The sequence below is a fragment of the Streptomyces sp. NPDC001407 genome, assembly GCF_042895325.1.
Classification (GTDB): Bacteria; Actinomycetota; Actinomycetes; order Streptomycetales; family Streptomycetaceae; genus Streptomyces.
In genome coordinates, this window is sequence record NZ_JBIAWF010000025.1 from 20923 (window position 1) to 45988 (window position 25066).

At 71.9% G+C, this 25066-nt stretch carries 24 protein-coding genes; 17 read left to right on the plus strand and 7 right to left on the minus strand.

Going from position 1 to position 25066, the window contains the following annotated elements:
• Window positions 1-74: 74 nt before the first annotated feature.
• Window positions 75-1241, minus strand: coding sequence for a S1C family serine protease (locus tag ACFY1P_RS28215; protein WP_390752193.1), 1167 nt, complete (start codon window positions 1239-1241; stop codon window positions 75-77).
• A 38-nt stretch (window positions 1242-1279) separates the two neighbouring features.
• Between ACFY1P_RS28215 and ACFY1P_RS28220 the strand changes: the two genes are divergently transcribed.
• Window positions 1280-1702: a DUF1876 domain-containing protein gene (locus ACFY1P_RS28220; RefSeq protein WP_361532106.1), complete on the plus strand. Its 423-nt coding sequence runs from the start codon at window positions 1280-1282 to the stop codon at window positions 1700-1702.
• Between the two features lie 90 nt (window positions 1703-1792).
• On the opposite strand, the gene ACFY1P_RS28225 is transcribed toward ACFY1P_RS28220, so the two are convergent.
• On the minus strand, window positions 1793-3586 hold the full coding sequence (locus tag ACFY1P_RS28225; RefSeq protein ID WP_361532109.1) for a bifunctional metallophosphatase/5'-nucleotidase: 1794 nt from the start codon (window positions 3584-3586) through the stop codon (window positions 1793-1795).
• A 128-nt stretch (window positions 3587-3714) separates the two neighbouring features.
• Between ACFY1P_RS28225 and mshD the strand changes: the two genes are divergently transcribed.
• The 6 genes from mshD (at window position 3715) to ACFY1P_RS28255 (ending at window position 11368) form a co-directional block, all read left to right on the plus strand.
• Window positions 3715-4638, plus strand: coding sequence for a mycothiol synthase (gene mshD, locus ACFY1P_RS28230; RefSeq protein WP_361532112.1), 924 nt, complete (start codon window positions 3715-3717; stop codon window positions 4636-4638).
• A gap of 728 nt (window positions 4639-5366) precedes the next feature.
• A complete protein-coding gene (locus ACFY1P_RS28235; RefSeq protein ID WP_361534444.1) occupies window positions 5367-5747 on the plus strand; it encodes a GntR family transcriptional regulator in 381 nt (126 codons plus the stop codon).
• Window positions 5744-6697, plus strand: a complete 954-nt coding sequence (locus ACFY1P_RS28240) for an ABC transporter ATP-binding protein (protein ID WP_361534441.1) — start codon at window positions 5744-5746, stop codon at window positions 6695-6697. The genes ACFY1P_RS28235 and ACFY1P_RS28240 overlap by 4 nt, the downstream gene beginning before the upstream one ends.
• A 912-nt stretch (window positions 6698-7609) precedes the next feature.
• Window positions 7610-9895 carry an RNA degradosome polyphosphate kinase gene (locus tag ACFY1P_RS28245; RefSeq protein WP_361534438.1) on the plus strand — a complete coding sequence of 762 codons (2286 nt, stop codon included), beginning with the start codon at window positions 7610-7612 and terminating at the stop codon, window positions 9893-9895.
• A 37-nt stretch (window positions 9896-9932) separates the two neighbouring features.
• A complete protein-coding gene (locus ACFY1P_RS28250) occupies window positions 9933-10979 on the plus strand; it encodes a CHAD domain-containing protein (RefSeq protein WP_361534436.1) in 1047 nt (348 codons plus the stop codon).
• Window positions 10976-11368: an NUDIX hydrolase gene (locus tag ACFY1P_RS28255; protein WP_361534433.1), complete on the plus strand. Its 393-nt coding sequence runs from the start codon at window positions 10976-10978 to the stop codon at window positions 11366-11368. The genes ACFY1P_RS28250 and ACFY1P_RS28255 overlap by 4 nt, the downstream gene beginning before the upstream one ends.
• 368 nt (window positions 11369-11736) lie before the next feature.
• On the opposite strand, the gene ACFY1P_RS28260 is transcribed toward ACFY1P_RS28255, so the two are convergent.
• Window positions 11737-12546 carry a class I SAM-dependent methyltransferase gene (locus ACFY1P_RS28260; protein WP_390752194.1) on the minus strand — a complete coding sequence of 270 codons (810 nt, stop codon included), beginning with the start codon at window positions 12544-12546 and terminating at the stop codon, window positions 11737-11739.
• Window positions 12547-12680: 134 nt separating this feature from the next.
• Here ACFY1P_RS28260 and mshA point away from each other — a divergent pair, with 134 nt between their 5' ends.
• Complete coding sequence (mshA, locus tag ACFY1P_RS28265) at window positions 12681-14042, plus strand: D-inositol-3-phosphate glycosyltransferase (protein WP_390752195.1); 1362 nt, start codon at window positions 12681-12683, stop codon at window positions 14040-14042.
• Window positions 14035-14541: a YbjN domain-containing protein gene (locus ACFY1P_RS28270; protein WP_361524161.1), complete on the plus strand. Its 507-nt coding sequence runs from the start codon at window positions 14035-14037 to the stop codon at window positions 14539-14541. Before mshA ends, ACFY1P_RS28270 begins: the two co-directional genes overlap by 8 nt.
• A gap of 26 nt (window positions 14542-14567) precedes the next feature.
• Here ACFY1P_RS28270 and ACFY1P_RS28275 read toward each other — a convergent pair whose 3' ends face one another.
• A complete protein-coding gene (locus ACFY1P_RS28275) occupies window positions 14568-15848 on the minus strand; it encodes an MFS transporter (protein ID WP_361524164.1) in 1281 nt (426 codons plus the stop codon).
• Between the two features lie 153 nt (window positions 15849-16001).
• On the opposite strand from ACFY1P_RS28275, the gene ACFY1P_RS28280 reads away from it, so the two are divergent.
• Complete coding sequence (locus ACFY1P_RS28280) at window positions 16002-16763, plus strand: phosphoglyceromutase (RefSeq protein ID WP_390752196.1); 762 nt, start codon at window positions 16002-16004, stop codon at window positions 16761-16763.
• 210 nt (window positions 16764-16973) lie between these two features.
• On the opposite strand, the gene ACFY1P_RS28285 is transcribed toward ACFY1P_RS28280, so the two are convergent.
• Window positions 16974-17489: a hypothetical protein gene (locus tag ACFY1P_RS28285; RefSeq protein WP_390752197.1), complete on the minus strand. Its 516-nt coding sequence runs from the start codon at window positions 17487-17489 to the stop codon at window positions 16974-16976.
• A gap of 30 nt (window positions 17490-17519) precedes the next feature.
• Here ACFY1P_RS28285 and ACFY1P_RS28290 point away from each other — a divergent pair, with 30 nt between their 5' ends.
• A complete protein-coding gene (locus ACFY1P_RS28290; RefSeq protein ID WP_361524172.1) occupies window positions 17520-17642 on the plus strand; it encodes a hypothetical protein in 123 nt (40 codons plus the stop codon).
• A 23-nt stretch (window positions 17643-17665) separates the two neighbouring features.
• Complete coding sequence (locus ACFY1P_RS28295) at window positions 17666-18397, plus strand: class F sortase (RefSeq protein ID WP_390752198.1); 732 nt, start codon at window positions 17666-17668, stop codon at window positions 18395-18397.
• 329 nt (window positions 18398-18726) lie between these two features.
• On the opposite strand, the gene phoU is transcribed toward ACFY1P_RS28295, so the two are convergent.
• On the minus strand, window positions 18727-19416 hold the full coding sequence (phoU, locus tag ACFY1P_RS28300; protein WP_116213331.1) for a phosphate signaling complex protein PhoU: 690 nt from the start codon (window positions 19414-19416) through the stop codon (window positions 18727-18729).
• Window positions 19417-19641: 225 nt separating this feature from the next.
• Between phoU and ACFY1P_RS28305 the strand changes: the two genes are divergently transcribed.
• Both ACFY1P_RS28305 and ACFY1P_RS28310 read left to right on the plus strand, forming a co-directional pair.
• Window positions 19642-20877 (plus strand): ATP-binding protein, encoded by a 1236-nt coding sequence (locus ACFY1P_RS28305; protein ID WP_361524179.1) that lies wholly within the window; start codon window positions 19642-19644, stop codon window positions 20875-20877.
• A 58-nt stretch (window positions 20878-20935) separates the two neighbouring features.
• A complete protein-coding gene (locus ACFY1P_RS28310) occupies window positions 20936-21616 on the plus strand; it encodes a response regulator transcription factor (RefSeq protein ID WP_017242433.1) in 681 nt (226 codons plus the stop codon).
• Between the two features lie 98 nt (window positions 21617-21714).
• On the opposite strand, the gene ACFY1P_RS28315 is transcribed toward ACFY1P_RS28310, so the two are convergent.
• A complete protein-coding gene (locus ACFY1P_RS28315) occupies window positions 21715-22422 on the minus strand; it encodes a DUF461 domain-containing protein (protein WP_390752199.1) in 708 nt (235 codons plus the stop codon).
• A 544-nt stretch (window positions 22423-22966) separates the two neighbouring features.
• Between ACFY1P_RS28315 and ACFY1P_RS28320 the strand changes: the two genes are divergently transcribed.
• The 3 genes from ACFY1P_RS28320 to ispF all read left to right on the plus strand — a co-directional run bounded on the left by ACFY1P_RS28320 (window position 22967) and on the right by ispF (window position 25010).
• The gene (locus tag ACFY1P_RS28320) at window positions 22967-23449 is read left to right on the plus strand and encodes a CarD family transcriptional regulator (RefSeq protein ID WP_003953493.1); all 483 of its coding nucleotides are present in this window, start codon (window positions 22967-22969) and stop codon (window positions 23447-23449) included.
• A 300-nt stretch (window positions 23450-23749) separates the two neighbouring features.
• Complete coding sequence (ispD, locus tag ACFY1P_RS28325) at window positions 23750-24520, plus strand: 2-C-methyl-D-erythritol 4-phosphate cytidylyltransferase (protein ID WP_361524185.1); 771 nt, start codon at window positions 23750-23752, stop codon at window positions 24518-24520.
• The gene (gene ispF, locus ACFY1P_RS28330) at window positions 24507-25010 is read left to right on the plus strand and encodes a 2-C-methyl-D-erythritol 2,4-cyclodiphosphate synthase (protein WP_361524187.1); all 504 of its coding nucleotides are present in this window, start codon (window positions 24507-24509) and stop codon (window positions 25008-25010) included. Before ispD ends, ispF begins: the two co-directional genes overlap by 14 nt.
• Window positions 25011-25066: the final 56 nt, after the last annotated feature.

Sequence of the window (25066 nt, forward strand, 5' to 3'; positions counted from 1 at the left end):
CTACGGGTGTGTCTCCTGTCCCTCTCAGCGTCGCACGGCGACGGTTCCCCACGTCGCGGGCCGGCGCGGGCCGGTCAGCTGCCGCCCGCCCGCAGCTTCGCCAGGTCGGCCTTGACGGTGTTGATCGGGATCGCGAAGCCGAGGCCGACGCTGCCCGCGGAGTCGCCGCCCTGGCCGCCCGAGGAAGCGGACGAGTACATCGCGGAGTTGATGCCGACGATCTCACCGCTCATGTTGATGAGCGCGCCGCCGGAGTTGCCGGGGTTGAGCGAGGCGTCCGTCTGGATGGCCTTGTACGTGGTCTTGGACGAGCCGGTGTCGCCGTTGTACTGGTTGCCGCCGAACTCGAACGGCCACTGCGGGAACCCGCCGCGCCCCTGCCGCTGCCCCTGGCCCTGGCCCTGCTCCTTGGCGACCGTGACGTCGCGGTTGAGGGCGGAGACGATGCCGCTGGTCACGGTGCCGGTGAGGCCCTCGGGGGAGCCGATCGCGACGACGTCGTCACCGACGCGGATCTTGCCGGAGTCGCCGAGGGCCGCCGCCTTGAGGCCGCTCGCGCCGTTCACCTTGATCAGGGCGAGGTCCTTGTCGGGGTCCGTGCCGACGACCTTGGCGGTCTTGCTGCTGCCGTCGCTGAAGGAGACCTTCACGCTGTCGGCACCGGCGACCACGTGGTTGTTGGTGACGATCTCGCCGCCGCTCGTGACGATCACACCGGAGCCGGTGGACTCGCCGGAGGTGGTGGACGCCTTGATCTCCACGATGCTCGGGCTGACCGCCTTGGCCACGGCGGAGACGCCACTGGTCTTGGAGGACGCGTTCTCCACGGGCGTGGAGTGGCTGCTGCTGCCGGAGCGCGAGGTGAGCTCGCCGACCAGGGCGGCCGAGCCGCCGCCGACGACGGCCGCGACGAGCGCGCAGGCGGCGAGGAGCGCGACGGGGCGGCGGGCGCGGGGGGCGGCGTGGGCGCCGGCGGGGTTGCCGGGGCCGCTCGCGTTGCCGGAGGCGTCGAAGCCGGCGTAGCCGCCGTCACCGGGACCGCCGGGGCCGCCGGGACCACCGGTGCCGCTGCCGTGGGCGGCGCTGCCGTGCGGGGCGTTGCCGTCACCGGGCCAGACGGTGACGCCGGTCGCCGTGGTGACCGGCTGCCGAGGGGCGTACGACGGCTGCGCCGGGTACGCGAAGGGCTGCTGCTCGAAGTCAGGTTCCTGTGCGCCGTTGCGGCGGTCGTTGTCCGTCATGGCTATGACTGTGCTCCGGCTATATGAAAACAGTCTGAGTGGGCTCTGAGAAGCCCGACAGAAGCGGGTATGCCCGGTGTAAGGACCGGTCAGCGACCGGATGGGTGATCTTCGGCCGCCCGGGCGGGGAGGCGGTCCCGTCGAGGGTACTGACTGGTAGGCCACGGGCGGGCCTTCTCCCCGGCCGCGGTTTCCCGGACGACGTCGCGGAGGTAGTGATCATGCAGGTGGCCGGCTGGCACGTGGAGGTCGAGTTCGACGAGGACGAGACGCGTACGCGCGCGGCGGCGCTGCTGCGGCTGCGCGACGGCACGGAGTTGAGGGGGCGGGGGCAGGCGACGCGGGATCCCCGGGATCCGGACGAGCGGCGGATCGGGGAGGAGCTCTCTGGAGGGCGGGCTCTGCTTGATATCGGGCAGCAGTTGTTGGTGAAGGCGGGGGCGGAGGTTCAGAGTCTTTGAGGACTGGGGCTCCGCCCCGGACCCCGGTCCTCAAACGCCGGACGGGCTTGATTTGGCTGATGCCGCATCAAGCCCGTCCTGCTGCTACTGCTACTTCACCACCGTGATCCGGTCCGTCTTCGGCGGGCTCAAGGGGTTCGTCTTCGAGGAGTGTGCCGTCAGGTACGCGTTGAAGACGTCGAGGTCCGACGCCCCGATGCGCGGGTTCTTGCTCTGCTTGAACGCCGGGAAGCCGTCGCCGCCGCCCGCGAGGAACGCGTTCGCCGCGACGCGGTAGGTCTTCGCCGGGTCGATCGGCTTGCCGTCGAGCTTCACCGAGGAGACGTCGACGCGGGCCGCGCCCTTCTTCGTCATGTCGAGGGTGTAGGTCAGGCCCCGGCTCACCTGGAGGATGATCGGCTCGGCCTCGTTGTTGCCGCTGACCTGCTGCTGGAGCAGGGAGAGGAGCTGGGCGCCGGTGAGGTCGGCCGTGGTCATCATGTTCGTGAAGGGCTGCACGGTGAAGGACTCGCCGTAGGTGACGACGCCGTCCCCTTCCGCGCCCGACGCCTTGTAGGCGAGGTCGGAGCGGATGCCTCCGGGGTTCATGAAGGCGATCTGGGCGCCGCCCTTGTCGGCCGGGGCCAGGGCCTCCAGCTGGGCGTCGGCGATGAGGTCACCGAGCGGCTTCTCGTAGCCCTCCGCGCCACGGCCGTTGATGTCGGCGGAGATGTAGCCCACCGGCTTGTTCGCCACCGGCGCGGCCAGCCTCCGCCAGCGGTCGACGAGGGCCGTCATGTCCGGCGCCTTCGGCTGGTCGCGGTTGACGACGTGGTTGGCCGCCCTGGGGTGCTTCACCGGGGTGCGGACGATGTCCTTCGTCCGCCGGTCGTACGTCAGCGTGGTGTCGGTGTACAGCCGCCCGAAGGACGCCGCCGAGGTGACCGTGCGGGGCGCGCCCGAGGGGTCCGGGATGGTGCAGGTGTACGCCGCGTGCGTGTGGCCGGTGACGAGGGCGTCGACCTTCGGCGTGATCTTCTTCGCGATGTCCACGATCGGGCCGGAGATCCCCGCGCCCGCGCCCGGGGTGTCGCAGTCGAAGTTGTACGCGCCGGAGGCCGGCAGGCCCCCCTCGTGGATGAGGGCGACGATCGACTTCACGCCCTGGCGGTCGAGCTCCTTGGCGTACTTGTTGATCGTCTCGACCTCGTCACCGAACTTCAGGCCCTTCACGCCCTCCGCTGTGACGACGTCCGGTGTGCCCTTGAGCGTGACGCCGATGAAGCCGATCTTCACGCCGTTGTGCTTCCACACGGTGTACGGCTTGAGGATGGGCTTGCCGGTCTTCTCGTCCGTGACGTTCGCCGCGAGGTACGGGAAGTCGGCGCCCTTGAACTTCTTGCCCTTCTCGAAGCAGCCGTCCGTCGGGTGGCAGCCGCCCTTCTGCATCCGCGTCAGCTCGGCGCGGCCCTCGTCGAACTCGTGGTTGCCCACGGAAGTGACGTCCAGCCCGAGCTTGTTCATCGCCTCGATGCTCGGCTCGTCGTGGAACAGCCCCGACATCAGCGGGCTGGCCCCGATCAGGTCACCGGCCGCCGCGGTCACGGAGTAGGGGTGGCCCTTGCGGGCCGTGCGCAGCGAGTTGGCGAGATACTCCACGCCGCCCGCCGGTATGACCTTCTTCGAGCCGTCCGGCTGCAGCTCCGTGACGGTGCCGGAGGAGCCCTGCGGGGGCTCCAGGTTGCCGTGGAAGTCGTTGAAGGAGAGCAGCTGTACGTCGACCGTACGGGAGTGGTGGGCGCTCGCCGGGCCGGCCGTGGCCAGGACACCGGCGGTGGCCGCGAGTACGGCGACGGTCGTGGTCAGCCGTCTGGAGCGGCGCTTCCGTGGCGGCGTCGCGTGCATTTGTTCCCCTTTGTGCATATGCGGTTGTTACTGGTCGCCGGAAGCTTAGAGTCAACGCGCGTAGTGCGTCAGGAGGGTTGAGGTGACGATTCCGTAGCTCCTGATGGCCGAGGTCGTAGGCTCGACCCATGAGTGACGTCGCGAACAACACAGGCGGGCAGCGGTCGGTCGAGGTAACGGAGGAGCTCGCGCCCGAGGTGGCGCGGGAGGTGCTGCGGCTGGTCGAGGAGGCCGCCGCCGTCGACGGCCAGCCCGCCGTCTCGGAACAGGGCCGCTTGCAGCTCCACGGGCGGCGCGCGGGCGTACGGCACGTACTGCTGCGCGACGAGGAGGACGAGCTCATCGGCTACGGCCAGCTGGAGGACAGCGACCCCGTGGAGGCGCCCGCCGGCGAGCTCGTCGTGCACCCCTCCCGGCGCGGCCGCGGCCACGGGCGGGCGCTCGGCAGCGCGCTCCTCACGGAGTCCGGCAAGCGGCTGCGCATCTGGGCCCACGGCGGGCACCCCGCCGCGCGGCACCTCGCACAGGTGCTGGGCCTGAGCCTCTTCCGCGAGCTCCGCCAGATGCGCCGCCCGCTGGCCGGCCTGGACCTCCCCGACCCCGTCCTCCCGGAGGGCGTGACCGTACGCACCTTCCGCCCCGGCGAGGACGACGCGGCCTGGCTCGCCCTGAACGCCGCCGCCTTCGCCCACCACCCCGAGCAGGGCTCCCTCACCCAGCGCGACCTCGACGACCGCAAGGCGGCCGACTGGTTCGACCCCGAGGGCTTCTTCCTCGCGGAACGCGGCGGAGAGATCGTCGGCTTCCACTGGACGAAGATCCACGCGGCGGAGGGCCTGGGCGAGGTCTATGTGCTGGGCGTCCGGCCCGGGGTGCAGGGGGGTGGCCTGGGCAAGTCCTTGACGACGATCGGGCTGCGGTATTTGGAGGGGCGGGGGTTGGGGACGGCGATGCTTTATGTTGACGCGGACAATTTGGCGGCTGTGGGGGTTTATGAGGGGTTGGGGTTTGGGGTGCATGAGACGGATTTGATGTACCGGACTGAGAGCTGATCTTCGTTTTTGGGTGCGGGTTGTTTGTGGCTGGGGTGGCGTGGCCTCAATCGCCGGCCGGGCTGTGGTTGTGGGTGCCGGGGGTGGGGCCTCCGGGCTGAGGACCTGGAACGCGGTGCGGGCACCGTAAGGCGTATTGAGTGCCGTGACGACGCACCGCGTTCCAGAACCCCACCCTCCGACCCCACCCCCTCCCGCCGGTGGGTGACATCGGGTTGTGGGGCGAGCGTTTCTTGCAGCCCGGATGCACCGTTCTTTTCAGCCCGTCCGGGCCGCTCATTCCAGCCCGGGTGCGCCAGCCTTTTCTTCTCGCCGGGCGCGCCCTGCTTTTGTTTTTCAGCCCGTTGGGGGCACCTCTGGGGGCACCCCCGGACGGAGTCTGGGGGAGGTAGCTGGGGGAGTTTGAGGACGCGCACGCAGTGCGCTCCCGCCGCAGGCGGCAACGGGCCCGCACATCGGGGGCTGGGGCAGCGCCCCCCGCGCGGCGGAGCCGCAGATCAGACGCAGCCGGGAAGGGGCGGGGTGGGGGAAAGAGCCCGCCGCAGGTGCCCACCGGCCTGCGGCCAGGGGGCTGGGGCAGCGCCCCCCGCGCGGCGGAGCCGCACATCAGATGCAGCGGGAAGGGGCGGGGCTGGGGAACAACGCGCCGCAGGCGCAGCCACCCCGTTTGACACGCGCCAATCCCATACCGCACCCTTTCACTAGGCAAATAGTGAAAGGGTGGACGCATGGTCGAGTTCCGCATCGACCGTCGAAGCGGCGTAGCCACCTACCTCCAGATCGTCCAGCAAGTGGAGCAAGCCCTCCGCCTCGGCCTCCTCGCGCCGGGGGACAAGCTGCCCACGGCCAAAGAGGTCGTCGCGGCCACGGCCATCAACCCCAACACCGTGCTGAAGGCGTACCGCGAGCTCACCCGCGACGGCCTGGTCGAGGCGCGGCCCGGGCTGGGGACGTTCGTACGGCGGTCGCTGGCCCGCCCGCAGGCCGGCGCCGACTCGCCGTTGCGCGCCGAACTCGCCGACTGGATGGAGCGCGCCCGCGCGGCGGGGCTCGCCCGGGAGGACGTCGCCGCGCTGGTCGGATCCGTCCTGGAGGAGCGCTTCCGGTGAATTTCACCTTCGGCCCCGGCCTGACGGCCCTGGAAGCGGTCGGGCTCGGAGTGCGGCACCGGCGCGGCTGGGCGCTGCGCGACTGTTCCTTCCGGCTGCCCGCGGGCCGTGTCTGCGCGCTCGTCGGACCCAACGGCGCGGGCAAGTCCACGCTGCTGTCCCTGGCCGCCGGGTTGCGCAGGCCCACGGAGGGCTCGCTCACCGTCCTCGGCGGCCGCCCCGGCGACGAACGGGTACGGCCCCGCGTTGCGTACCTCTCCCAGGACAAGCCGCTCTTCCCCCGCTTCACCGTCGCCGAGACCCTCCGCGTGGGCCGCGAGCTCAACCCCGCGAGCTGGGACCAGGCCACCGCCGAGGCGCTCCTGACGGACGGCGGCCCGTCCATGGGCGCCCGCGTCGGCGACCTCTCCGGCGGCCAGCGCACCCGCGTCGCCCTCGCCCTCGCCCTGGGCAAGCAGCCCGAACTGCTGCTCCTGGACGAGCCGATGGCCGACCTCGATCCCCTCTCACGCCACCGCACGACCACCGCCCTGATGACGGCCGCGGCCGAGCGATCCGTGACGGTCGTCATGGCTTCGCATGTCCTCGCCGAGCTCGACGGCATCTGCGACTACCTGCTGCTCGTGGCGGACGGCCGGGTGCGGCTGGCCGGCGAGGTCGAGGATCTGCTGGCGGCCCACGCGGTGGTTGTGGGGCGGTGCGAGGATTCCGACGCGCCGTTCGCCGCGCATACGGTGGTGGAGGCTCGGCGCACCGGCCGTCAACTCACCGCCCTCATCAGGCCGGACGGGCGTCCCGTGCGGGGCTCTTGGCGGACTGCGGAGCCGTCTCTGGAGGAACTCCTCCTGGCCCACCTTCGGGCGCCGGGGGCGCCGGCTCTCCTGACGCCGAGCGCGGAGCCGCGGGGTGCGGGCCGGGCGCTTTCCCCTGCCCCGCCCTTTCCCAACTGACCCTGCCCCGGGGCTCGGGGTGCCGCCTGCGGCGCTTTCTTCCCCAACCCCGCCCCTTCCCGGCTGCGTCTGATGTGCGGCTCCGCCGCGTGGGGGCGCTGCCCCAGACTCGTGGCTGCGGGTGGGTGGGCGCCTGCGGCGGGCTTTGTTCCCCTACCCCGCCCCTTCCCGAAACTGGGGGCAAGCCCCCAGACCCCCTGACCACGCTTCGCGCGGTGTCCTCAAGCGCCGGACGGGCTGGATGGCGCACCCTCGAAACTGGGGGCGCTGCCCCCAGACCCCGACCTGCACGCCCGTTGCCGCCTGCGGCGGGAGCGCCCTGCGGGCGCGTCCTCAACGCCGGACGGGCTAAAAGAAAAGATGGCGCACCCGGGCGTCGATGAGCGCCCCGGACGGGCTGAAAAGAACGGCGCATTCGGGCTGCAAAGAAACGCGCGCCCCACAACCCGATGTCGCCCTCCGGGGGGAGGGGGTGGGGTCGGAGGGTGGGGTTCTGGAACGCGGTGCGTGAATCAGGGCACCCAATACGCAGAACGGTGCCCGCACCGCGTTCCAGGTTCCCAGCCCGGAGGCGTCACCCCCGGCACCCACCACAACCCAGCCCGTCCGGCGCTTGAGGACACGCCCGAAGGGCGTGGACCCGCACCCGACAACGGCGAACCCCACAACCACAGCCCGGCCGGCGTTTGAGGCCGCCCGCCGCAGGCGCAACGGACCCGCACCCGGAAGCGCACCCGCACCCAGACCACCGCCACGCGCCAGCGCAACCGCACCGGCAAGTCATGTGACCGTTACCCCCAATTCAACACCGGTTGCGACTCTTGCCGAATGCAGCCCGCCGTGCAGCCCCAGCCTCACGCACCAGATCGCCGGCTACGCGCCGCCGGCGCGTTCGCGCGGAACAATGAAGACATGACCTCGTCGAGCAGCGCTCAGGCAAACGGTTTCGGCAATCCGCAGCCCTCCGTCGGCTCCATCGCGGCGCACAGGCCGTACGCGGTGGCGGCGCCGGCCTCGCCGGGGCTGGAGCCGGATCTGGACGCTTCGGATCTGGGGACGTACGGGGATCCGGCCTACGGCGACCCGGCGTACGGCGACGAGGGGCTCGACGGTGCGTACGGAGAGGAGCCGCTGCCGCACGGACGGTTCCTGGACCGGGAGCGCAGCTGGCTGGCGTTCAACGAGCGGGTGCTGGAGCTCGCGGAGGACCCGGCGACGCCGCTCCTGGAGCGGGCGAACTTCCTCGCGATCTTCGCGAGCAACCTCGACGAGTTCTTCATGGTGCGCGTGGCGGGGCTGAAGCGCCGGATCGCCACCGGCGTGGCCACCCGCTCGGCGTCCGGGCTCCAGCCCAGAGAGGTGCTGGAGCAGATCTGGACCCGCTCCCGGGAGCTCATGGCCCGGCACGCCGCCTGCTATCAGCAGGACGTCGCGCCGGAGCTCGCGGAGCGCGGCATCCACCTGATCCGCTGGCCCGAGCTGACCGAGAAGGAGCAGGGCCGCCTCTTCACCCTCTTCCGGCAGCAGATCTTCCCCGTGCTGACGCCACTGGCCGTGGACCCGGCGCACCCCTTCCCGTACATCTCCGGGCTCTCGCTCAACCTCGCCGTCGTCGTGCGCAACCCCGTGAGCGGCCACGACCACTTCGCACGTGTGAAGGTCCCGCCGCTGCTCTCACGCTTCCTGGAGGCGTCCCCGCAGCGCTACGTCCCGCTGGAGGACGTGATAGCGGCGCACCTGGAGGAGCTGTTCCCGGGCATGGAGGTGCTCGCGCACCACATGTTCCGGGTCACCCGCAACGAGGACCTGGAGGTCGAGGAGGACGACGCGGAGAACCTCCTCCAGGCGCTGGAGAAGGAGCTCATGCGGCGCCGCTTCGGCCCGCCCGTGCGGCTGGAGGTCGAGGAGACCATCGACCCGTACGTCCTCGACCTGCTGGTGCGCGAGCTGAAGATCACCGACGCCGAGGTCTACCCGCTGCCCGGGCCGCTCGACCTCACCGCGCTCTTCCGCATAGCGTCCCTGGACCGGCCCGAGCTGAAGTACCCCAAGTTCGTGGCCGGCACCCACCGGGACCTCGCCGAGGTCGAGTCCGCCTCCGCGCCGGACATCTTCGCCGCGCTGCGCGAGCGGGACGTCCTGCTGCACCACCCCTACGACTCCTTCTCCACCTCCGTGCAGGCGTTCCTGGAGCAGGCCGCAGCCGACCCGGACGTCCTCGCGATCAAGCAGACGATCTACCGCACCTCGGGCGAGTCGCCCATCGTCGACGCCCTGATAGACGCCGCGGAATCCGGCAAGCAGGTGCTCGTCCTCGTCGAGATCAAGGCCCGCTTCGACGAGCAGGCCAACATCAAGTGGGCGCGCAAGCTGGAGGAGGCGGGCTGCCACGTCGTCTACGGCCTGGTGGGCCTGAAGACGCACTGCAAGCTGTCGCTGGTGGTGCGGCAGGAGGGCGACACCCTGCGCCGCTACTCCCACGTGGGCACCGGCAACTACCACCCCAAGACCGCCCGCCTCTACGAGGACCTCGGGCTGCTCACCGCCGACCCGCAGGTCGGCGCGGACCTCTCCGACCTCTTCAACCGGCTGTCCGGCTACTCCCGGCGCGAGACGTACCGCCGGCTGCTGGTCGCCCCCCGGTCGCTGCGCGACGGGCTCATCGCCCGGATCGCCAAGGAGGTCGCGCACCACCGGGCCGGGCGCCCCGCGTACGTCCGCATCAAGGTCAACTCGATGGTCGACGAGGCCGTCATCGACGCCCTCTACCGGGCGGCGCGCGAGGGCGTGCCGGTGGACATCTGGGTGCGCGGCATCTGCGCGCTGCGGCCCGGGGTGGCCGGGCTGTCGGAGAACATCCGGGTGCGCAGCGTGCTCGGCCGGTTCCTCGAACACTCGCGGATCTTCGCGTTCGGGAACGGCGGCGACCCCGAAGTCTGGCTCGGCAGCGCCGACATGATGCACCGTAACCTCGACCGGCGTATCGAAACGCTGGTGCGGGTCACCGACCCCGCGCACCGGGCCTCGCTCGGCCGGCTGCTGGAGACCGGGATGTCCGACTCCACCGCCTCCTGGCACCTCGGCCCGGACGGCTGCTGGCGGCGGCACGCGACGGACGCCGAGGGGCAGCCGCTGCGCAACGTACAGGAGATGCTCATTGACGCCCGGAGGCGCCGGCGTGGCTCAGCGACCCCATGACCAGCCGCTTACGGTCACCGCGGCCGGGGGACGGGAAATGACGACGACACGGCGGCCGGCCGCGCCGGATCCGGCCGTCGATCCGGCGACCTCCGGAGAGGTGCTCGCGGCCTATCTGCACGGCCAGGCCGTGGAGTTCCTGCGCAGCCTGCGGCTGCACGGCGACAGCGGCGCGGACGCCGAGGACGCGACCGAGGCGGCCCGGCTGCTGCGGCGTTCCGCGCGCCGCATCGCGGGCGTCCTCGACGTCTACCGTCCGCTCACCGAGGTGGCCTGGACCGACCACCTCAGCTCCGAACTGCTGTGGCTGTCCGCGACGCTGGGCCGCGAGCACGCCTACGCGGCCCGGCTGGCCCGGCTGCGCGGGGCGCTGCACCGGCTGTCCGGGGCGACGCCCTGCGAGGAGCGGGCCTGGAGCGGGCTGACGGTCGGCGCGGCGCGGGCCGGGGCGCTGCTGGAACGGCAGTTGACGCTGGCCCGGACCCGGGCGCACTCGGCCGCGCTGCAGACGCTCGGCTCCTCGCGGTTCCACGCCGTCGCCGACGCGGCCGCCGTGCTCGCCTCCGAGGTGCCGCTCGACCCGGCCGCGCACGACCTCCCCGCCCGCGAGGCGCTGCCCCGGCTCGCGGAGCGGACCCAGCGGCGGCTGGTGGAGGCCGTCGAGCAGCTGCCGCTGTCGGTCGCCGGGCACCCGTACAACGCGGAGGCCCTCACCCACGGCCTCGCCGCCCTCCCCTCCTCCGACGCGCCACCGGCGGAGGCGCGCCAGGACGCCCCGTGGCACCAGGTGCGCAAGCTCGTACGGCTGCGGCGGTACGCGCAGGAGGTGCTGGACGAGCACGGGCAGGCCGAGGTCGAACCCACCCTCTCCGTACGCCTGCTGAACGCCGGTCAGGCACTCGACCGCCACCGCGACGCCGCCGAAGCGGCCGCCGCGGCCGCCGCCGCGGCCCGCACCCCGCGCATCGCCCCGGCCACCGCCTACGCCCTGGGCGTCCTCCACGCCGACCAGCGCCACGAGGTCGAAGCGGCGCGCTTCGCGTTCGGGCGGGTGTGGCAGCGCCTGGGGGGAGCGGCGCCGTGAGCGACGACGTCATCCGGGCGGCCGGGTGCGTGCTGTGGCGGCAGGGCCGCGGCATGGAGATCGCCCTGGTCCACCGCCCGCGCTACGACGACTGGTCGCACCCGAAGGGCAAGCTCAAACGGGGCGAGAAGGCGTCGGACTGCGCGGTGCGGGAGGTGCTGGAGGAGACGGGGATGGCGTGCGAGCTGGGGGCGGCCTTGCCGACTGTGTGCTACGAGGTGGGTGGGCGGTGCAAGGAAGTGCGGTACTGGGGGGCGCGGGCGGTCTCGGGGGTCTTCGTCCCTAACCGGGAGGTGGACGCGCTTCTGTGGTTGCCGGTGGGGGAGGCGCGGGTCCGCTTGACGCAGGAGCGGGATCGGTGGCTGGTGGATGCGTTGCTGTCCGCGTAGCGGTTGGGGTGACGGCGGTCGGTCGCGCCTGCGGCGGGCCTTTTCCCCTACCCCGCCCCTTCCCGCAGCATCTGTTGCGCGGCTCCGCCGCGGCCGGGGCTCCGCCCCGGACCCGTGCCCGGGTGCGGCTTGAGTGTGCCTGCGGCGCTTTGTTCCCCTACCCCGCCCCTTCCCGCAGCATCTGTTGCGCGGCTCCGCCGCGGCCGGGGCTCCGCCCCGGGCCCGTGCCCGGGTGCGGCTGGAGTGCGCCTGCGGCGCTTTGTTCCCCTACCCCGCCCCTTCCCGAAACCGGGGAGACCCCGGACCCCCTTGACCGCGCGAAGGGCGCTCCCGCCGCAGGCGCAGCGACCCGCGCCCCAAAACAACCCCTACCCCGGAGCCACCGCCCCCCAGCGAAGCGTGAGTTCTCCCTGGCGCCACCGCCGGGAATCATCCGTCAGCGGCCACGAACCCGCCAGAGAAGACGCCGTCCGGATCCACCGCTGCCGCGCGGAGAGCGCGGAATACGGGGCGGCCGCCGCCCAGGCCCGGTCGAAGTCCCGCAGGAAAGCGTGCACCGGCTCGCCGGGGACGTTGCGGTGGATGAGGGCCTTCGGGAGGCGTTCGGCCAGGTCGGACGGGGTGTCCAGCGAGCCGAGGCGGGCGGCGAAGGTGATCGTGCGGGGGCCCTCCGGGCCGAGGGCGACCCAGACGTGGCGGCGGCCGATCTCGTCGCAGGTGCCTTCCACTAGCAGGCCGTCCGGCGCGAGGCGGGCGCACAGGCGGGACCAGACGGCGGCGACCTCGTCCTCGTCGTACTGCCGCAGCACGTTCGCCGCCCGGATCAGCGCGGGCGCGCGGCCCGGGCCGCCGTCGAGGGGGACCTCGAAGCCGCCGTGGGCGAAGGCCAGGCCGTCGCGTTCGTACGGCTTCGCGGCGGCGACCCGCTCGGGGTCTATCTCCACGCCGACGACCTCCGCCGCCGGGCACACGGTGCGCAGCCGGGTGAGCAGTTCGACGGCGGTCCAGGGGGCCGCGCCGTAGCCGAGGTCGACGGCGACGGGGTCACCGCTGCGACGCAGGGCGGGGCCGTGGGTGTGGGCGATCCAGCGGTCCATGCGGCGCAGCCGGTTGGGGTTGGTCGTCCCCCGGGTGGCCGTCCCTATGGGGCGGCGGGCGGGGGCGGTACGGCTGGCCATGCGCTCAACTGTAGGTCAGGCGGGAATCCCCGGGTCACACTTTGGTAAAGGGGAAATGGGAGGCGACCTCCGCGACGTTGCCCCCGTGTAAACGCGCTGCATGCCCCTCAAGAAGCGGACGGAGGACTCACCCGGTGAGCCAGTACGCATCCAGGCTCGGCGCACGCCGCGGCCGCGCGCTCGGCACCTTCGCCCAGAGCCCCCTGCGCCGCATCGGCACCCCTCGCCGCCCCCGCCGCATAGCGATGCTGAGCGTCCACACGTCTCCGCTGCACCAGCCCGGCACGGGCGACGCGGGCGGCATGAACGTCTACATCGTCGAGCTCGCCAAGCGCCTGGCCGCGCTCGACATCGAGGTCGAGATCTTCACCCGGGCCACCACCGGCGCCCTCCCGCCCGCCGTGGAGCTGGCCCCGGGCGTCTTGGTGCGGCACATCGACGCGGGCCCGTACGAGGGGTTGGCCAAGGAGGAGCTGCCCGCGCAGCTGTGCGCCTTCACGCACGGTGTGATGCAGGCGTGGGCGGGCCACCGGCCGGGCCACTACGACCTGGTGCACTCGCACTACTGGCTGTCCGGCCACGTCGGCTGGCTCGCGGCGGAGCGCTGGGGCGTGCCGCTGGTGCACGCCATGCACACCATGGCGAAGGTCAAGAACGCCGCGCTCGCCGCCGGGGACACCCCCGAGCCCGCCGCGCGCGTGATCGGCGAGACGCAGATCGTCCGGGCGGCGGACCGGCTGATCGCCAATACGGACGGCGAGGCCGAGGAGCTCGTACGGCACTACGACGCCGAGCCCGGCAAGGTCGCCGTCGTGCACCCCGGGGTGAACCTCGACCGCTTCACCCCGAGCGGCGGCCGCGCGGCGGCGCGCGAGCGGCTCGGGCTGCCGGCCGATGCCCTGATCCCGCTCTTCGCGGGGCGCATCCAGCCGCTGAAGGCGCCCGACATCCTGCTGCGCGCGGTCGCCGAGCTGCTCGACCAGGACCCCGGTCTGCGTGGGCGGATGGTCGTCCCGGTGGTGGGCGGCCCCAGCGGCAGCGGCCTGGCCAAGCCGGAGGAGCTGCACAAGCTGGCCGCCCGGCTGGGCATCGCCGACGTCGTACGGTTCCGGCCGCCGGTCGGCCAGGAGCAGCTCGCGGACTGGTACCGCGCGGCGTCCGTGCTGGTCATGCCGTCCTACAGCGAGTCCTTCGGCCTGGTGGCCGCGGAGGCGCAGGCGTGCGGCACGCCGGTCGTCGCGGCGGCCGTGGGCGGACTGCCGGTGGCCGTGCGGGACGGCGTCAGCGGCTTCCTCGTCGACGGGCACGACCCCGTCGACTACGCGCGTGCGCTGCGCCGCTTCGCCGACCAGCCGTCGCTCGCGGACGCGATGGGCGCGGCCGCGGCCCGGCACGCGCGGTCCTTCGGCTGGGACACGGCGGCCGCCGCCACGGCGGACGTCTACTCCGCCGCGGTCTTGGACCGGCGGCGTCGCCTACGCTCGTCGCATGTCTGACGCGAAATCCGTCATCGAGCAGACGTTCCACGAGGCGGGCCTCGAATGGGAGAGCCCCGCCGACGGTACGTATGTGGTCAAACTCCCCGGCACGCGCAAGCTGTCGACGACCGTGTCCCTGATCGTCGGCAAGCACTCGCTGTCGGTCAACGCCTTCGTCGTACGCCGCCCCGACGAGAACCACGAGGCGGTGCACCGCTGGCTGCTGGAGCGCAACACGCGGCTGTACGGGGTGGCGTACGCGATGGACCGGCTCGGCGACATCTACCTCGTCGGGCGGCTGCCGCTCGCCGCGGTCACCCCGGACGAGATCGACCGCATCCTGGGCACGGTGCTGGAGAACGCCGACGGCAGCTTCAACACCCTGCTGGAGATGGGCTTCGCGAGCGCGATCCGCAAGGAGTACGCGTGGCGCACGTCGCGCGGGGAGTCGACGCGCAATCTGGAGGCGTTCGCCCGCCTGACCCAGGAGGACCCGGTGCGGGAGGAGCGGGGCTGAGCCCCGCGCCCTCACGCGCCCCGTCCTCACGCGCCCGACATGCTCGCTCCCTCGGGCTCGGGCGCGCTTTCCACCTGGCGGGCCGGCTCCGGGACGGAGTCCCGGGAGAGCGTGCGCGTCAGCGCCCAGTAGCCCGCACCCGCGACCGTGCCCACCACCGCGCAGCCCGCCCACAGCGCGTCCGCCCCGTAGTGGTCGAGCACCGCGCCGCCCGCCAGCGGGGCGACCAGCGCGGCGCCGGACCAGGACAGGGAGTAGACGCCCTGGTAGCGGCCGCGGCCGTGGACGGGGGAGAGGCGCACGACGAGGCCCATCTGCGTGGGGGAGTTGACGATCTCCGCCAGCGTCCAGACGCAGACGGTCAGCATGTAGGCGGCGAGTGACCCGCCGGCGAAGGCGGTGAGCCCGAATCCGTACCCGCCGAGCAGGGCGGAGATCACCAGCAGCCGGCCCGGGTCGCGGTGCTCGATGAAGCGGGTCACCGGGATCTGGAGAGCCACGATCAGGACGCCGTTGACGGCGATGGCCATGCCGTAGTCACTGGTGGAGAAGCCGTCCCGGGCCATGGCCACCGGAAGGGCCACCGAGGACTGGAGGAAGAGCAGCGCGAGCAGGAAGGACAGCCCGACCACGCACATGTAGCGCCCGTCGCGCAGCACCGTGCCCATGCTGACCGCCGGTTCCTTCTCACCGGAGGCAGCTCCGGCGGCGGCCGGGCGGGACTCGGGCAGCTTGACGAAGACGAGGATCGCGCACACCAGCGTCATGAACGCCTCGCCGAGGAAGCCGACGAGGTAGCTGTACTGCGCGATGAACCCGGCCGCGGCCGAGGAGATCGCGAAGCCGAGGTTGATGGCCCAGTAGTTGAGGGCGAAGGCCCGCACCCGGTCCTCGGGCGCCACGATGTCCGCCATCATCGCCTGCACCGCGGGCCGCGAGGCGTTGGAGGCCATGCCCACCACGAAGGCGACCGCCGCGATGGCCACCGGGCTCTGCACGAACCCCAGCACGGCCACGGACACCGCGGTCGACGTCTGGGCGATCAGCAGCGTGGGCCTGCGGCCCAGCCGGTCGGTCATCACGCCCCCGCCGATCGAGGACACGACGCTGCCGAGGCCGTGCAGCGCGGCCACCAGCCCCGCGTACGAGGCCGAATAGCCCTGGTCGACGGTGAGATAGAGGGCCAGGAAGACCGAGACGAACGCCCCGAGCCGGTTCACCAGGGTCGAGGTCCACAGCCACCAGAACTCCCGGGGCAGACCCGAGACGCTCTCTCTCGCGGCGCGCCCCAAGCTCGCTACGGACATTCCCCAACCCCCGATATGTAAGTGTCTCCTGCGAAGTCGGAAACTTACTGAGACCGGAGCCCGGGGCGCCACCGATTTGACGGCGGCCGTCAATCGTCCGTACCACGGCAGGGGCGGGCGGCACCACCCCTGCCGTCGATTACGCTCATGGGCATGGCCGACGCACCGTACAAGCTGATCCTCCTCCGCCACGGCGAGAGCGAGTGGAACGCGAAGAACCTGTTCACCGGCTGGGTGGACGTCAACCTGAACGAGAAGGGCGAGAAGGAGGCTGTCCGGGGCGGCGAGCTGCTCAAGGACGCCGGCCTGCTCCCCGATGTGGTCCACACCTCCCTCCAGAAGCGCGCCATCCGCACCGCGCAGCTCGCGCTGGAGTCCGCGGACCGCCACTGGATCCCCGTCCACCGCTCCTGGCGGCTGAACGAGCGCCACTACGGCGCCCTCCAGGGCAAGGACAAGGCCCAGACCCTGGCCGAGTTCGGCGAGGAGCAGTTCATGCTCTGGCGCCGCTCCTATGACACCCCGCCGCCCGCCCTCGAGGACGGCACCGAGTTCTCGCAGAGCGACGACCCGCGCTACGCCTCGATCCCGAGCGAGCTGCGCCCGCGCACCGAGTGCCTCAAGGACGTCGTCACGCGCATGCTGCCGTACTGGTACGACGGCATCGTCCCGGACCTGCTGGCCGGCCGCACCGTCCTGGTCGCCGCGCACGGCAACTCCCTGCGCGCCCTGGTCAAGCACCTCGACGGCATCTCCGACGCCGACATCGCGGGCCTGAACATCCCCACCGGCATCCCGCTCTCCTACGAGCTCGACGCCGACTTCCGCCCCGTCAAGCCGGGCGGCACCTACCTCGACCCGGAGGCCGCCAAGGCCGCCATCGAGGCCGTGAAGAACCAGGGCAAGAAGAAGTAACCCGTTTCGACCACGGACGCGCCGCGCCCCGCGCGCGTCCTCGAAAAGGCCCCCTGCCTGCGGTTTCGCCGCGGTCAGGGGGCCTTTTCGCGTGCTTTCGCGCGGTGACGCAGAGCGAGTTGGTCACCGAATGGAGCAAGAGAGGCACGGTGCGGATGCGGTGTGTGAGTAGCCGGGTGAGCCTCTTGTCAAGGAGGTAACACCATGGATTCAATCCGTACCGCTCTGTGCGGCGCCGCGGTCGTCGCGGCCTGCGCAGTGCCCGCCGCACCTGCCTATGCTTCGGGCAGCCTCGGCGACCTGGCTGTTCCCGCCGCGAACGCGGCCCCGGCCACCGGCCACGAGCGTGACTGCGACGAGTGCGACGACCATGACGGCTGGGGTCACGACCGTCATGACCACGACGGTCGCCACGACGGGCGTCACGACCACGACGGCCGCCACGACGGCCGGTGGGACGACGACGACTGCGACGACGACGGCCACGACGGCCGCCACGAGGGTCGCCACGACCACGACGGCCGTGACGACCACGACGGGCGTCACGACGGCCGCCACGACCACGACGGCCGCGGCGACCACGACGGCCGGCACGACGGGCGCCACGACCACGAGGGTCGCCACGACCACGACGGCCGCGACGACCACGAGGGCCGGCACGAGGGCCGTCACGACCACGAAGGCCGCCACGAGGGTCGCCACGACGAGCACCGTCCGCACGGGCACGCCCACGCGGGTGGTGGAGCCACCGCACTGATGGCCTCCTCCACGGAGTCGTCCAGCGACACTCCCGTCCTCATCCTCGCCGCGGGAGCCACCGCCGGCATAGCCGGTGGCATGTTCTGGTACCGCCGCCGGGCCGCCTCGGCCAAGCAGTGATGTGACGGGAAGAAACAGGTGACATGTCAGAACCGCGCACAGGTGGCTTCACGAAGCGCCTGCTGACAGGGGTGGCCTGGGCGTCCGTCGTGCTCGCCCTGTGCCTGGTAGGCGGCGGTGACACCGATGAGCCCGCGATCGTCAAGGCTCGCAAGACCGGTGGAGCCGCGGCCAAGAGCCACCCTCCCGCGCGCGGCCTGCCCCCGGTACACGAACCGTTGCCGGGGGCGGGCCCCAAAGGACTGGTCATCAAGCCGCTGGGGATCAAGGCCCCCGTCGAGGCCCACGGCCTCGACGCACAGGGCGGCGTCGAAGCGCCCCCCTACGAGCGGGCCAACACCGTGGCCTGGTACCAGGACGGCCCGCAGCCCGGCACCCCGGGCGTCGCCGTCCTCGTCGGCCACGTGGACACCAAACAGGCCCCGGCCGTCTTCTACGAACTGAGCAACACCAAGCCCGGCACGAAGATCGAGGTCGCCCGCTCGGACGGCTCCACCGCCGAGTTCACGGTCGAGGACGTCTCCGTCGTCCCCAACGACCACTGGGACGACGAGAAGGTCTACGGCCCGCGCTACAAGGACGACCCGGACCGCCCCGAGCTCCGGCTGCTCACGTGCGGCGGCGACTACGACCGCAACAAGCACACCTACCTGGCGAACATCGTCGTCTACGCCTATCTCACCGGCGGCACGGAACCGAAGCCACCGCCACCCCCGCCCCCGCCGCCCGCTCCCGTGCCCCCGCCGGACTCGTGAGCGTGGGACCAGGACGGAAAGAGGACGGAAAGGGGCCCCTGGCCGGAGACATCCGGCCAGGGGCCCGCTTCCGTGAGTGACGTGCGCGCGTCCGGCTAGCCGCAGCCGCCACCGCACTGGCACGATCCGCCGCTCTGGCAGCCGCACGAGCATCCGGGGCCGCACTGGCAGCCTGAGGCCGGGGTCGGAGGGGTGTGGGTCATTTCGCGGTACCTCCTCGAAGGGTGGTCTGCCTGACCCTCAGTCAAGGACGGTCCGCTTCGTCCGTCAATGCCCCTCGCGTACGTATGTCCGGGCGCACGGAGGGCGCGTCGGCGCACTTGCCGAGATCACGCGCCGTCCACTGCTCCCGTGCGCCCCTCGCCCTGGGACAGCTCGTCGGCGTGCTCACCGGTGACCAGATAGACCACCCGCTTGGCGACCGAGACCGCGTGGTCGGCGAACCGCTCGTAGTAGCGGCCCAGCAGCGTCACGTCGACGGCCGTCTCGATGCCGTGCTGCCAGCGGTCGTCCATCAGGTGCTGGAAGAGCGCGCGGTGCAGCAGGTCCATCGCGTCGTCGTCCTGCTCCAGCTGGAGCGCCAGGTCGACGTCCTTGGTGATGATCACCTCGCCCGCCTTGGCCATCAGCCGCTGCGCCAGCTGCCCCATCTCCAGGATCGTGGCGTGCAGGTCGCGCGGCACCGCCGTGTCCGGGAAGCGCAGCCGGGCCAGCTTGGCCACGTGCTGGGCGAGGTCGCCGGAGCGCTCCAGGTCGGCGCTCATGCGCAGCGACGTCACCACGATCCGCAGATCGGTGGCGACCGGCTGCTGCCGGGCCAGCAGGGCGATCGCCCGCGCCTCCAGATCCCGCTGGAGGTCGTCCACCTTGGCGTCCGCGGCGATCACGGACTCCGCCAGCTTGAGGTCCGCGTCCAGGATCGCCGTGGTGGCGCGCCCGATCGCGGAGCCGACGAGCCGGGCCATCTCGACGAGGCCCTCGCCGATCGAGTCGAGCTCCTCGTGGTACGCGTCCCGCATCCTTGACCTTCTCTCTAGCTCGGTGAAACGCCGTCCGGCGGCGCGCGGCCCGTCACGTTCCCGGACCGCTTCCGCCGACGGATCCCACGTTCCGGCCGGAACGCTACGGCCTGCGGCCTCCGGAGTGAATCGGTGCTGTCCTGAAGGTGAACTCTCGGCAACGTATGTTCGAGATGGCACTCGTTTGGCTGTGGATGCGTCCTGGGCCCCGCATAACCTTGACTCATGAACGTGAACGCGGCAGTCGCCGCAGCGGCAGCGATCGCCGGGCTGTGCACCGGGGTGATCGCCATGCTGGCGTTCCGCTGGAGCGAGCGCGACCAGGCGAGGCCCACCCGCAGCTCCCTGCACACCGACGCCGTGCTTCCGCCCGGCGTCGACACCGTGCTCTCCGTGCTGCGCTCCTCGGCCGTCGTCCTCGACGAGGCCGACACCGTGGTCAAGGCCAGCTCCGCCGCGTACGCCCTCGGGCTGGTCCGCGGCGGGAAGCTGGCCGTCGAGCCGATGCTCCAGATGGCCCGCGACACCCGCCGCGACGGCGAGATACGCCAGGTCGAGCTCGACCTGCCCCGGCGCGGCACGGGCCGCGGCGACGCCCTCGCGGTCTCGGCCAGAGTGGCGCCGCTGGGCTCCCGGCTGGTGCTGCTGCTGGTCGAGGACCTCACCGAGGCGCGCCGCATCGAGGCCGTCCGCCGGGACTTCGTCGCCAACGTCAGCCATGAGCTCAAGACGCCCGTCGGCGCGCTCTCCCTGCTGTCCGAAGCCGTCATGGACGCCGCCGAGGACCCCGAGGCGGTCAACCGCTTCGCCGGCCGGATGCAGATCGAGGCCACCCGGCTGACCAACCTCGTCCAGGAGCTCATCGACCTCTCCCGGGTGCAGAACGACGACCCGCTGGAGGACTCCGAGCCCGTCCGGGTCGACGAGCTGGTCGCCGAGGCCATCGACCGCTGCCGCCACCAGGCCGGCACCAAGCAGATCACCATGGCCGCCGGGGGCACCGCCGACCTGCACGTCTGGGGCAACCGCGGCCAGCTCGCCGCCGCGCTCGGCAACCTCGTGGAGAACGCGGTCAACTACAGCCCCGCCCGTACGCGCGTCGGCATCGCCGCCCGCCACATCACCGCACCCGGCGGCGACCTCATCGAGATCGCCGTCACCGACCAGGGCATCGGCATCTCGGAGAAGGACCGCGAGCGGATCTTCGAGCGCTTCTACCGCGTCGACCCGGCGCGCTCGCGCGCCACCGGCGGGACCGGCCTCGGCCTCGCCATCGTCAAGCACGTGGCCGCCTCGCACGGCGGGGAGGTCACGGTCTGGAGCGCCGAAGGCCAGGGCTCCACCTTCACCCTGCGGCTCCCGGAGGCGGGCTCGGTCCGCGACCGGGACCGCCGCGGCCACCGCCGCACCGACGACACCTTCATCAGCGAACACCTTCCCACTCCGGAGGTGCTTCCGTGACCCGTGTTCGGGGAACGACCCCCGTTGCCCCCACAGAGACCCGACCGGAGGTCCACCCGTGACCCGTGTGCTCGTCGTCGAGGACGAGGAATCCTTCAGCGACGCTTTGTCCTACATGCTCCGCAAGGAAGGGTTCGAGGTCGCCGTCGCCGCCACCGGGCCCGACGGGCTGGACGAGTTCGAGCGCAACGGCGCCGACCTGGTCCTGCTCGACCTGATGCTCCCCGGCCTGCCCGGCACGGAGGTCTGCCGCCAGCTGCGGGGGCGCTCCAACGTCCCGGTCATCATGGTCACCGCCAAGGACAGCGAGATCGACAAGGTCGTCGGCCTGGAAATAGGAGCCGACGACTATGTGACCAAGCCCTTCTCCTCCCGCGAGCTGGTGGCCCGCATCAGGGCCGTCCTGCGCCGCCGCGGCGAGCCCGAGGAGGTCACCCCCGCGGCCCTGGAGGCGGGCCCCGTCCGGATGGACGTCGACCGGCACGTCGTCACCGTCTCCGGCGGCAAGGTCGACCTGCCGCTGAAGGAGTTCGACCTCCTGGAGATGCTGCTGCGCAACGCCGGCCGGGTGCTCACCCGCATGCAGCTCATCGACCGGGTCTGGGGCGCGGACTACGTCGGCGACACCAAGACCCTCGACGTGCACGTCAAGCGGCTGCGCGCCAAGATCGAGCCCGACCCGGGCGCGCCGCGCTATCTGGTGACTGTCCGCGGCCTGGGCTACAAGTTCGAGCCGTGACAGGCGGGCGTGGGGGCGTCCCCACGTCGGAAGCCACGCCGTGAGCACGCCGAGGGGCCCGGAAGCGATCATCGCTTCCGGGCCCCTCGGCGTACGGATCAGTGACCGGCGTGCTGCTGGCCGCCCTGCGAGGGCTCGCCGGCGCCCGGCTTGCCCTCGGCGCCCTGCTGGGTGCCCTCGGCGCCCGGCTTGCCCGGCTGACCGGACTGGCCCGCCTGGCCCGGCTTGCCGGACTGCGCCGGGGAGGAGGACTGGCCCGGGGAGGCGGACTGCGACGGCGCGGAGGAGGGCTCCTCGGCGGGGCCCCACTCCTTGAAGAAGCTCTTCGCGGGCACGACGAAGGCGCCGATGTTCACCGCGCCGGTGTCGCTGAAGTCGAACGTCAGCTTCTGCTGCTCGCCGTCCTTGAGCGACTCGCGGCCGTTCGGCAGGACCGCCGAGGCGTTGCCCTTGCCGCCGAGGACGACGGAGCCGCCCGCGGGCACCACGAGCTGGCCGGAGCCACTCGCGGGGGTGATCTTCACGGTCGCGTTCTTGCCGGCCAGGGAGATCGCACGCAGCGTCTGGTCCTTGCGGCCGTTGTTGAAGAGCTTGCCGGTGATCACGGCCGGGCCCTTGGCGTCCAGGTCCGGCTGGGTGATCACGTTCATGTTCTGGAGCTTGATGTCGCCGACCGAGGTGGCGGCGTTGTCAGGCTTGACCTCCAGCGTCTGCGCGCTGTTGCCCGCCGCACAGGCGGAGAGCGAGGCGATCGAGAGCACGAGGGCGGAAGCGGCGAGAGCGCCGCGTCGAAGGCTGCTGCTCACGGCGGCGGCATCTCCTTGGACGAAGTAAGAGGTGTGTCAGCGCGCTCAGGTTACCGAGCCCCGTCCGGGCCCTCGCACCCGACCCGCCCCCATGGTCAACTCGGCCCCTGTCGGCGGCATGGCCGAATATCCGCCCCGAACGCCCGAGGAGCCGAGTGGCGCGTGATGCGGGGGATTATCGGCAAGGAATGCGGGAGGGTCCGGGAAGATGTCCCGGAATTGATCAAGACGCCCGTGATCAATTCCGGAATCCCGGCGCCGAAGACACTCCGGCCCCGAACGGAGTAGCGGAAGTCCGCCGACCGGACCCCGGCAAAACGGGACGTTCGACCGCTCGCGAGCCACTCCGCACGCGTGTAACGTGCCCGTTTCGCCTTGCCCGAAGAACCGCTCCGACCTGCGAATACCCGCTTCCGGAACCCTCCCGCAGCACGTTCCGGTTGCTGTTGTCAAGCCCCGAGATATGCCCTGACCTGCGGAAACGCCATTCAGAACGGGCAGTTCCCGTGTTAGACTGGATAGCCACGGAAGGGGTACCTGTCACATGACGTTCAAGGTTGGCGACACCGTGGTCTATCCCCATCACGGGGCCGCGCTGATCGAGGCCATCGAAACTCGCCAGATCAAAGGCGTGGACAAGACCTACTTGGTGCTGAAGGTCGCCCAGGGTGACCTGACGGTTCGGGTGCCGGCGGACAATGCGGAGTTCGTCGGTGTGCGCGATGTGGTCGGCCAGGATGGGCTGGACCGGGTCTTCGAGGTGCTGCGCGCACCGTATGCGGAAGAGCCGACGAACTGGTCCCGTCGCTACAAGGCAAATCTCGAGAAGCTCGCGTCCGGCGACGTGATCAAGGTCGCCGAGGTCGTGCGCGACCTGTGGCGTCGCGAGCGCGAGCGCGGCCTCTCCGCCGGTGAGAAGCGCATGCTCGCGAAGGCGCGCCAGATCCTGGTCAGCGAGCTCGCCCTCGCGGAGAACACGAACGAGGACAAGGCCGAGGCCCTGCTCGACGAGGTTCTCGCGTCCTGACGCAGCGCTCCACTCGCCATTGAGCCATGCGGTCGACGACGAGGGAGCACAGCAGCGCTGCGCGCAACGCAGCAGGTGCCGGACGAAAGAAGTGCCGCGGTGCCCGCGCGATGACGACTGTCATCCGCCGGGCGCTGCGGCATCTCTGCTCCGGCGTCGAGGTTTCACGCCGTGCTTGGCGTGCCGGGCCCGGGCAGCCGACCCGACCAGTGTCACGGAAGGGGCTGGTCGGGGCGTCGTGCCCGGCACGCTGAGGCCATACCCAATTCGGCCGAGGAAGCAAACCTGAACGCCAACGCAATGTCTGATCGAGCCCCCGCCGTCACTCCTTCGCGCACCGCCGCGGTGATCCCCGCGGCCGGCCGCGGCGTCCGCCTCGGCCCGGGTGCCCCCAAGGCCCTGCGCACGCTGAACGGCACCCCGATGCTGGTCCACGCCGTGCGCGCGATGGCCGCCTCCCGCGCCGTGAGCCTCGTCGTCGTGGTCGCCCCGCCGGACGGCGCCCCCGAGGTCCGCAATCTCCTCGACGACTATCCGCTCACCGGCCACGACCCGGCCGAGATCCTGGTCGTCCCCGGTGGCGAGACCCGGCAGGAGTCCGTCCGCCTCGGCCTGAAGGCCCTCCCCGGCGACATCGACATCGTCCTGGTCCACGACGCCGCGCGCCCCCTGGTGCCCGTCGACACCGTCGACGCCGTGATCTCCGCCGTACGCGACGGCGCCCCCGCCGTCGTACCGGCGCTGCCGTTGGCCGACACGGTCAAGCAGGTCGAGCCCCGCACGGGTGACGCGGCGGGCGAGCCCGAGCTCGTCGTCGGGACGCCCGAGCGGGCGCTGTTGCGGGCCGTGCAGACCCCGCAGGGCTTCGACCGGCGCACCCTCGACGAGGCGCACGAGCAGATCGCCACGGAGGGCGAGGGCGCCACGGACGACGCCGGGCTCGTGGAGCGGCTCGGCAGGCCCGTCGTCGTGGTGCCCGGCCACGAGGAGGCATTCAAGGTGACCCGGCCGCTGGACCTCGTCCTGGCCGAGGCCGTACTCGCCCGCAGGAGGGCCAATGATCGCTACTAGCCACTCCGCCCAGGTCGTCCCGCTCGTGGGCATCGGCACGGACGTGCACGCCTTCGAGGAGGGCCGCGAGCTGTGGTGCGCGGGCCTGCTCTGGGAGGACGCCACGCACGGCCTCGCCGGCCACTCCGACGGCGACGTCGCCGCGCACGCCGCGTGCGACGCGCTGTTCTCCGCCGCGGGCGTCGGTGACCTCGGCGAGCACTTCGGCACGGACCGCCCGGAGTGGTCCGGCGCGTCCGGCGTCACCCTGCTGGCCGAAGCGGCGCGGATCGTCCGCGCGGAGGGTTTCGAGATCGGCAATGTCTCGGTCCAGGTGATCGGCGTCCGCCCGAAGATCGGCAAGCGGCGCCAGGAGGCCCAGAAGGCCCTCTCCGAGGCGATCGGGGCCCCCGTGTCGGTCTCCGGCACCACGAGCGACGGTCTGGGGCTCACGGGCCGCGCGGAGGGCCTCGCGGCCGTCGCCACGGCGCTGGTCTTCCCCAGGATCTGACCGGCCCGGCCCTCGGGGGCATACGGTGGGCGACGCACGGTGATCGTACGGTCGCC

Bases quoted from the DNA above. Each gene is read 5' to 3' on its own strand.
- ACFY1P_RS28215 (WP_390752193.1), bottom strand. From the start codon at position 1,241: ATGACGGACAACGACCGCCGCAACGGCGCACAGGAACCTGACTTCGAG.
- ACFY1P_RS28225 (WP_361532109.1), bottom strand. From the start codon at position 3,586: ATGCACGCGACGCCGCCACGGAAGCGCCGCTCCAGACGGCTGACCACG.
- mshD (WP_361532112.1), top strand. From the start codon at position 3,715: ATGAGTGACGTCGCGAACAACACAGGCGGGCAGCGGTCGGTCGAGGTA.
- ACFY1P_RS28235 (WP_361534444.1), top strand. From the start codon at position 5,367: ATGGTCGAGTTCCGCATCGACCGTCGAAGCGGCGTAGCCACCTACCTC.
- ACFY1P_RS28245 (WP_361534438.1), top strand. From the start codon at position 7,610: ATGACCTCGTCGAGCAGCGCTCAGGCAAACGGTTTCGGCAATCCGCAG.
- ACFY1P_RS28250 (WP_361534436.1), top strand. From the start codon at position 9,933: ATGACGACGACACGGCGGCCGGCCGCGCCGGATCCGGCCGTCGATCCG.
- ACFY1P_RS28260 (WP_390752194.1), bottom strand. From the start codon at position 12,546: ATGGCCAGCCGTACCGCCCCCGCCCGCCGCCCCATAGGGACGGCCACC.
- ACFY1P_RS28270 (WP_361524161.1), top strand. From the start codon at position 14,035: ATGTCTGACGCGAAATCCGTCATCGAGCAGACGTTCCACGAGGCGGGC.
- ACFY1P_RS28275 (WP_361524164.1), bottom strand. From the start codon at position 15,848: ATGTCCGTAGCGAGCTTGGGGCGCGCCGCGAGAGAGAGCGTCTCGGGT.
- ACFY1P_RS28280 (WP_390752196.1), top strand. From the start codon at position 16,002: ATGGCCGACGCACCGTACAAGCTGATCCTCCTCCGCCACGGCGAGAGC.
- ACFY1P_RS28290 (WP_361524172.1), top strand. From the start codon at position 17,520: ATGGCCTCCTCCACGGAGTCGTCCAGCGACACTCCCGTCCTCATCCTC.
- ACFY1P_RS28295 (WP_390752198.1), top strand. From the start codon at position 17,666: ATGTCAGAACCGCGCACAGGTGGCTTCACGAAGCGCCTGCTGACAGGG.
- phoU (WP_116213331.1), bottom strand. From the start codon at position 19,416: ATGCGGGACGCGTACCACGAGGAGCTCGACTCGATCGGCGAGGGCCTC.
- ACFY1P_RS28305 (WP_361524179.1), top strand. From the start codon at position 19,642: ATGAACGTGAACGCGGCAGTCGCCGCAGCGGCAGCGATCGCCGGGCTG.
- ACFY1P_RS28320 (WP_003953493.1), top strand. From the start codon at position 22,967: ATGACGTTCAAGGTTGGCGACACCGTGGTCTATCCCCATCACGGGGCC.
- ispD (WP_361524185.1), top strand. From the start codon at position 23,750: ATGTCTGATCGAGCCCCCGCCGTCACTCCTTCGCGCACCGCCGCGGTG.
- ispF (WP_361524187.1), top strand. From the start codon at position 24,507: ATGATCGCTACTAGCCACTCCGCCCAGGTCGTCCCGCTCGTGGGCATC.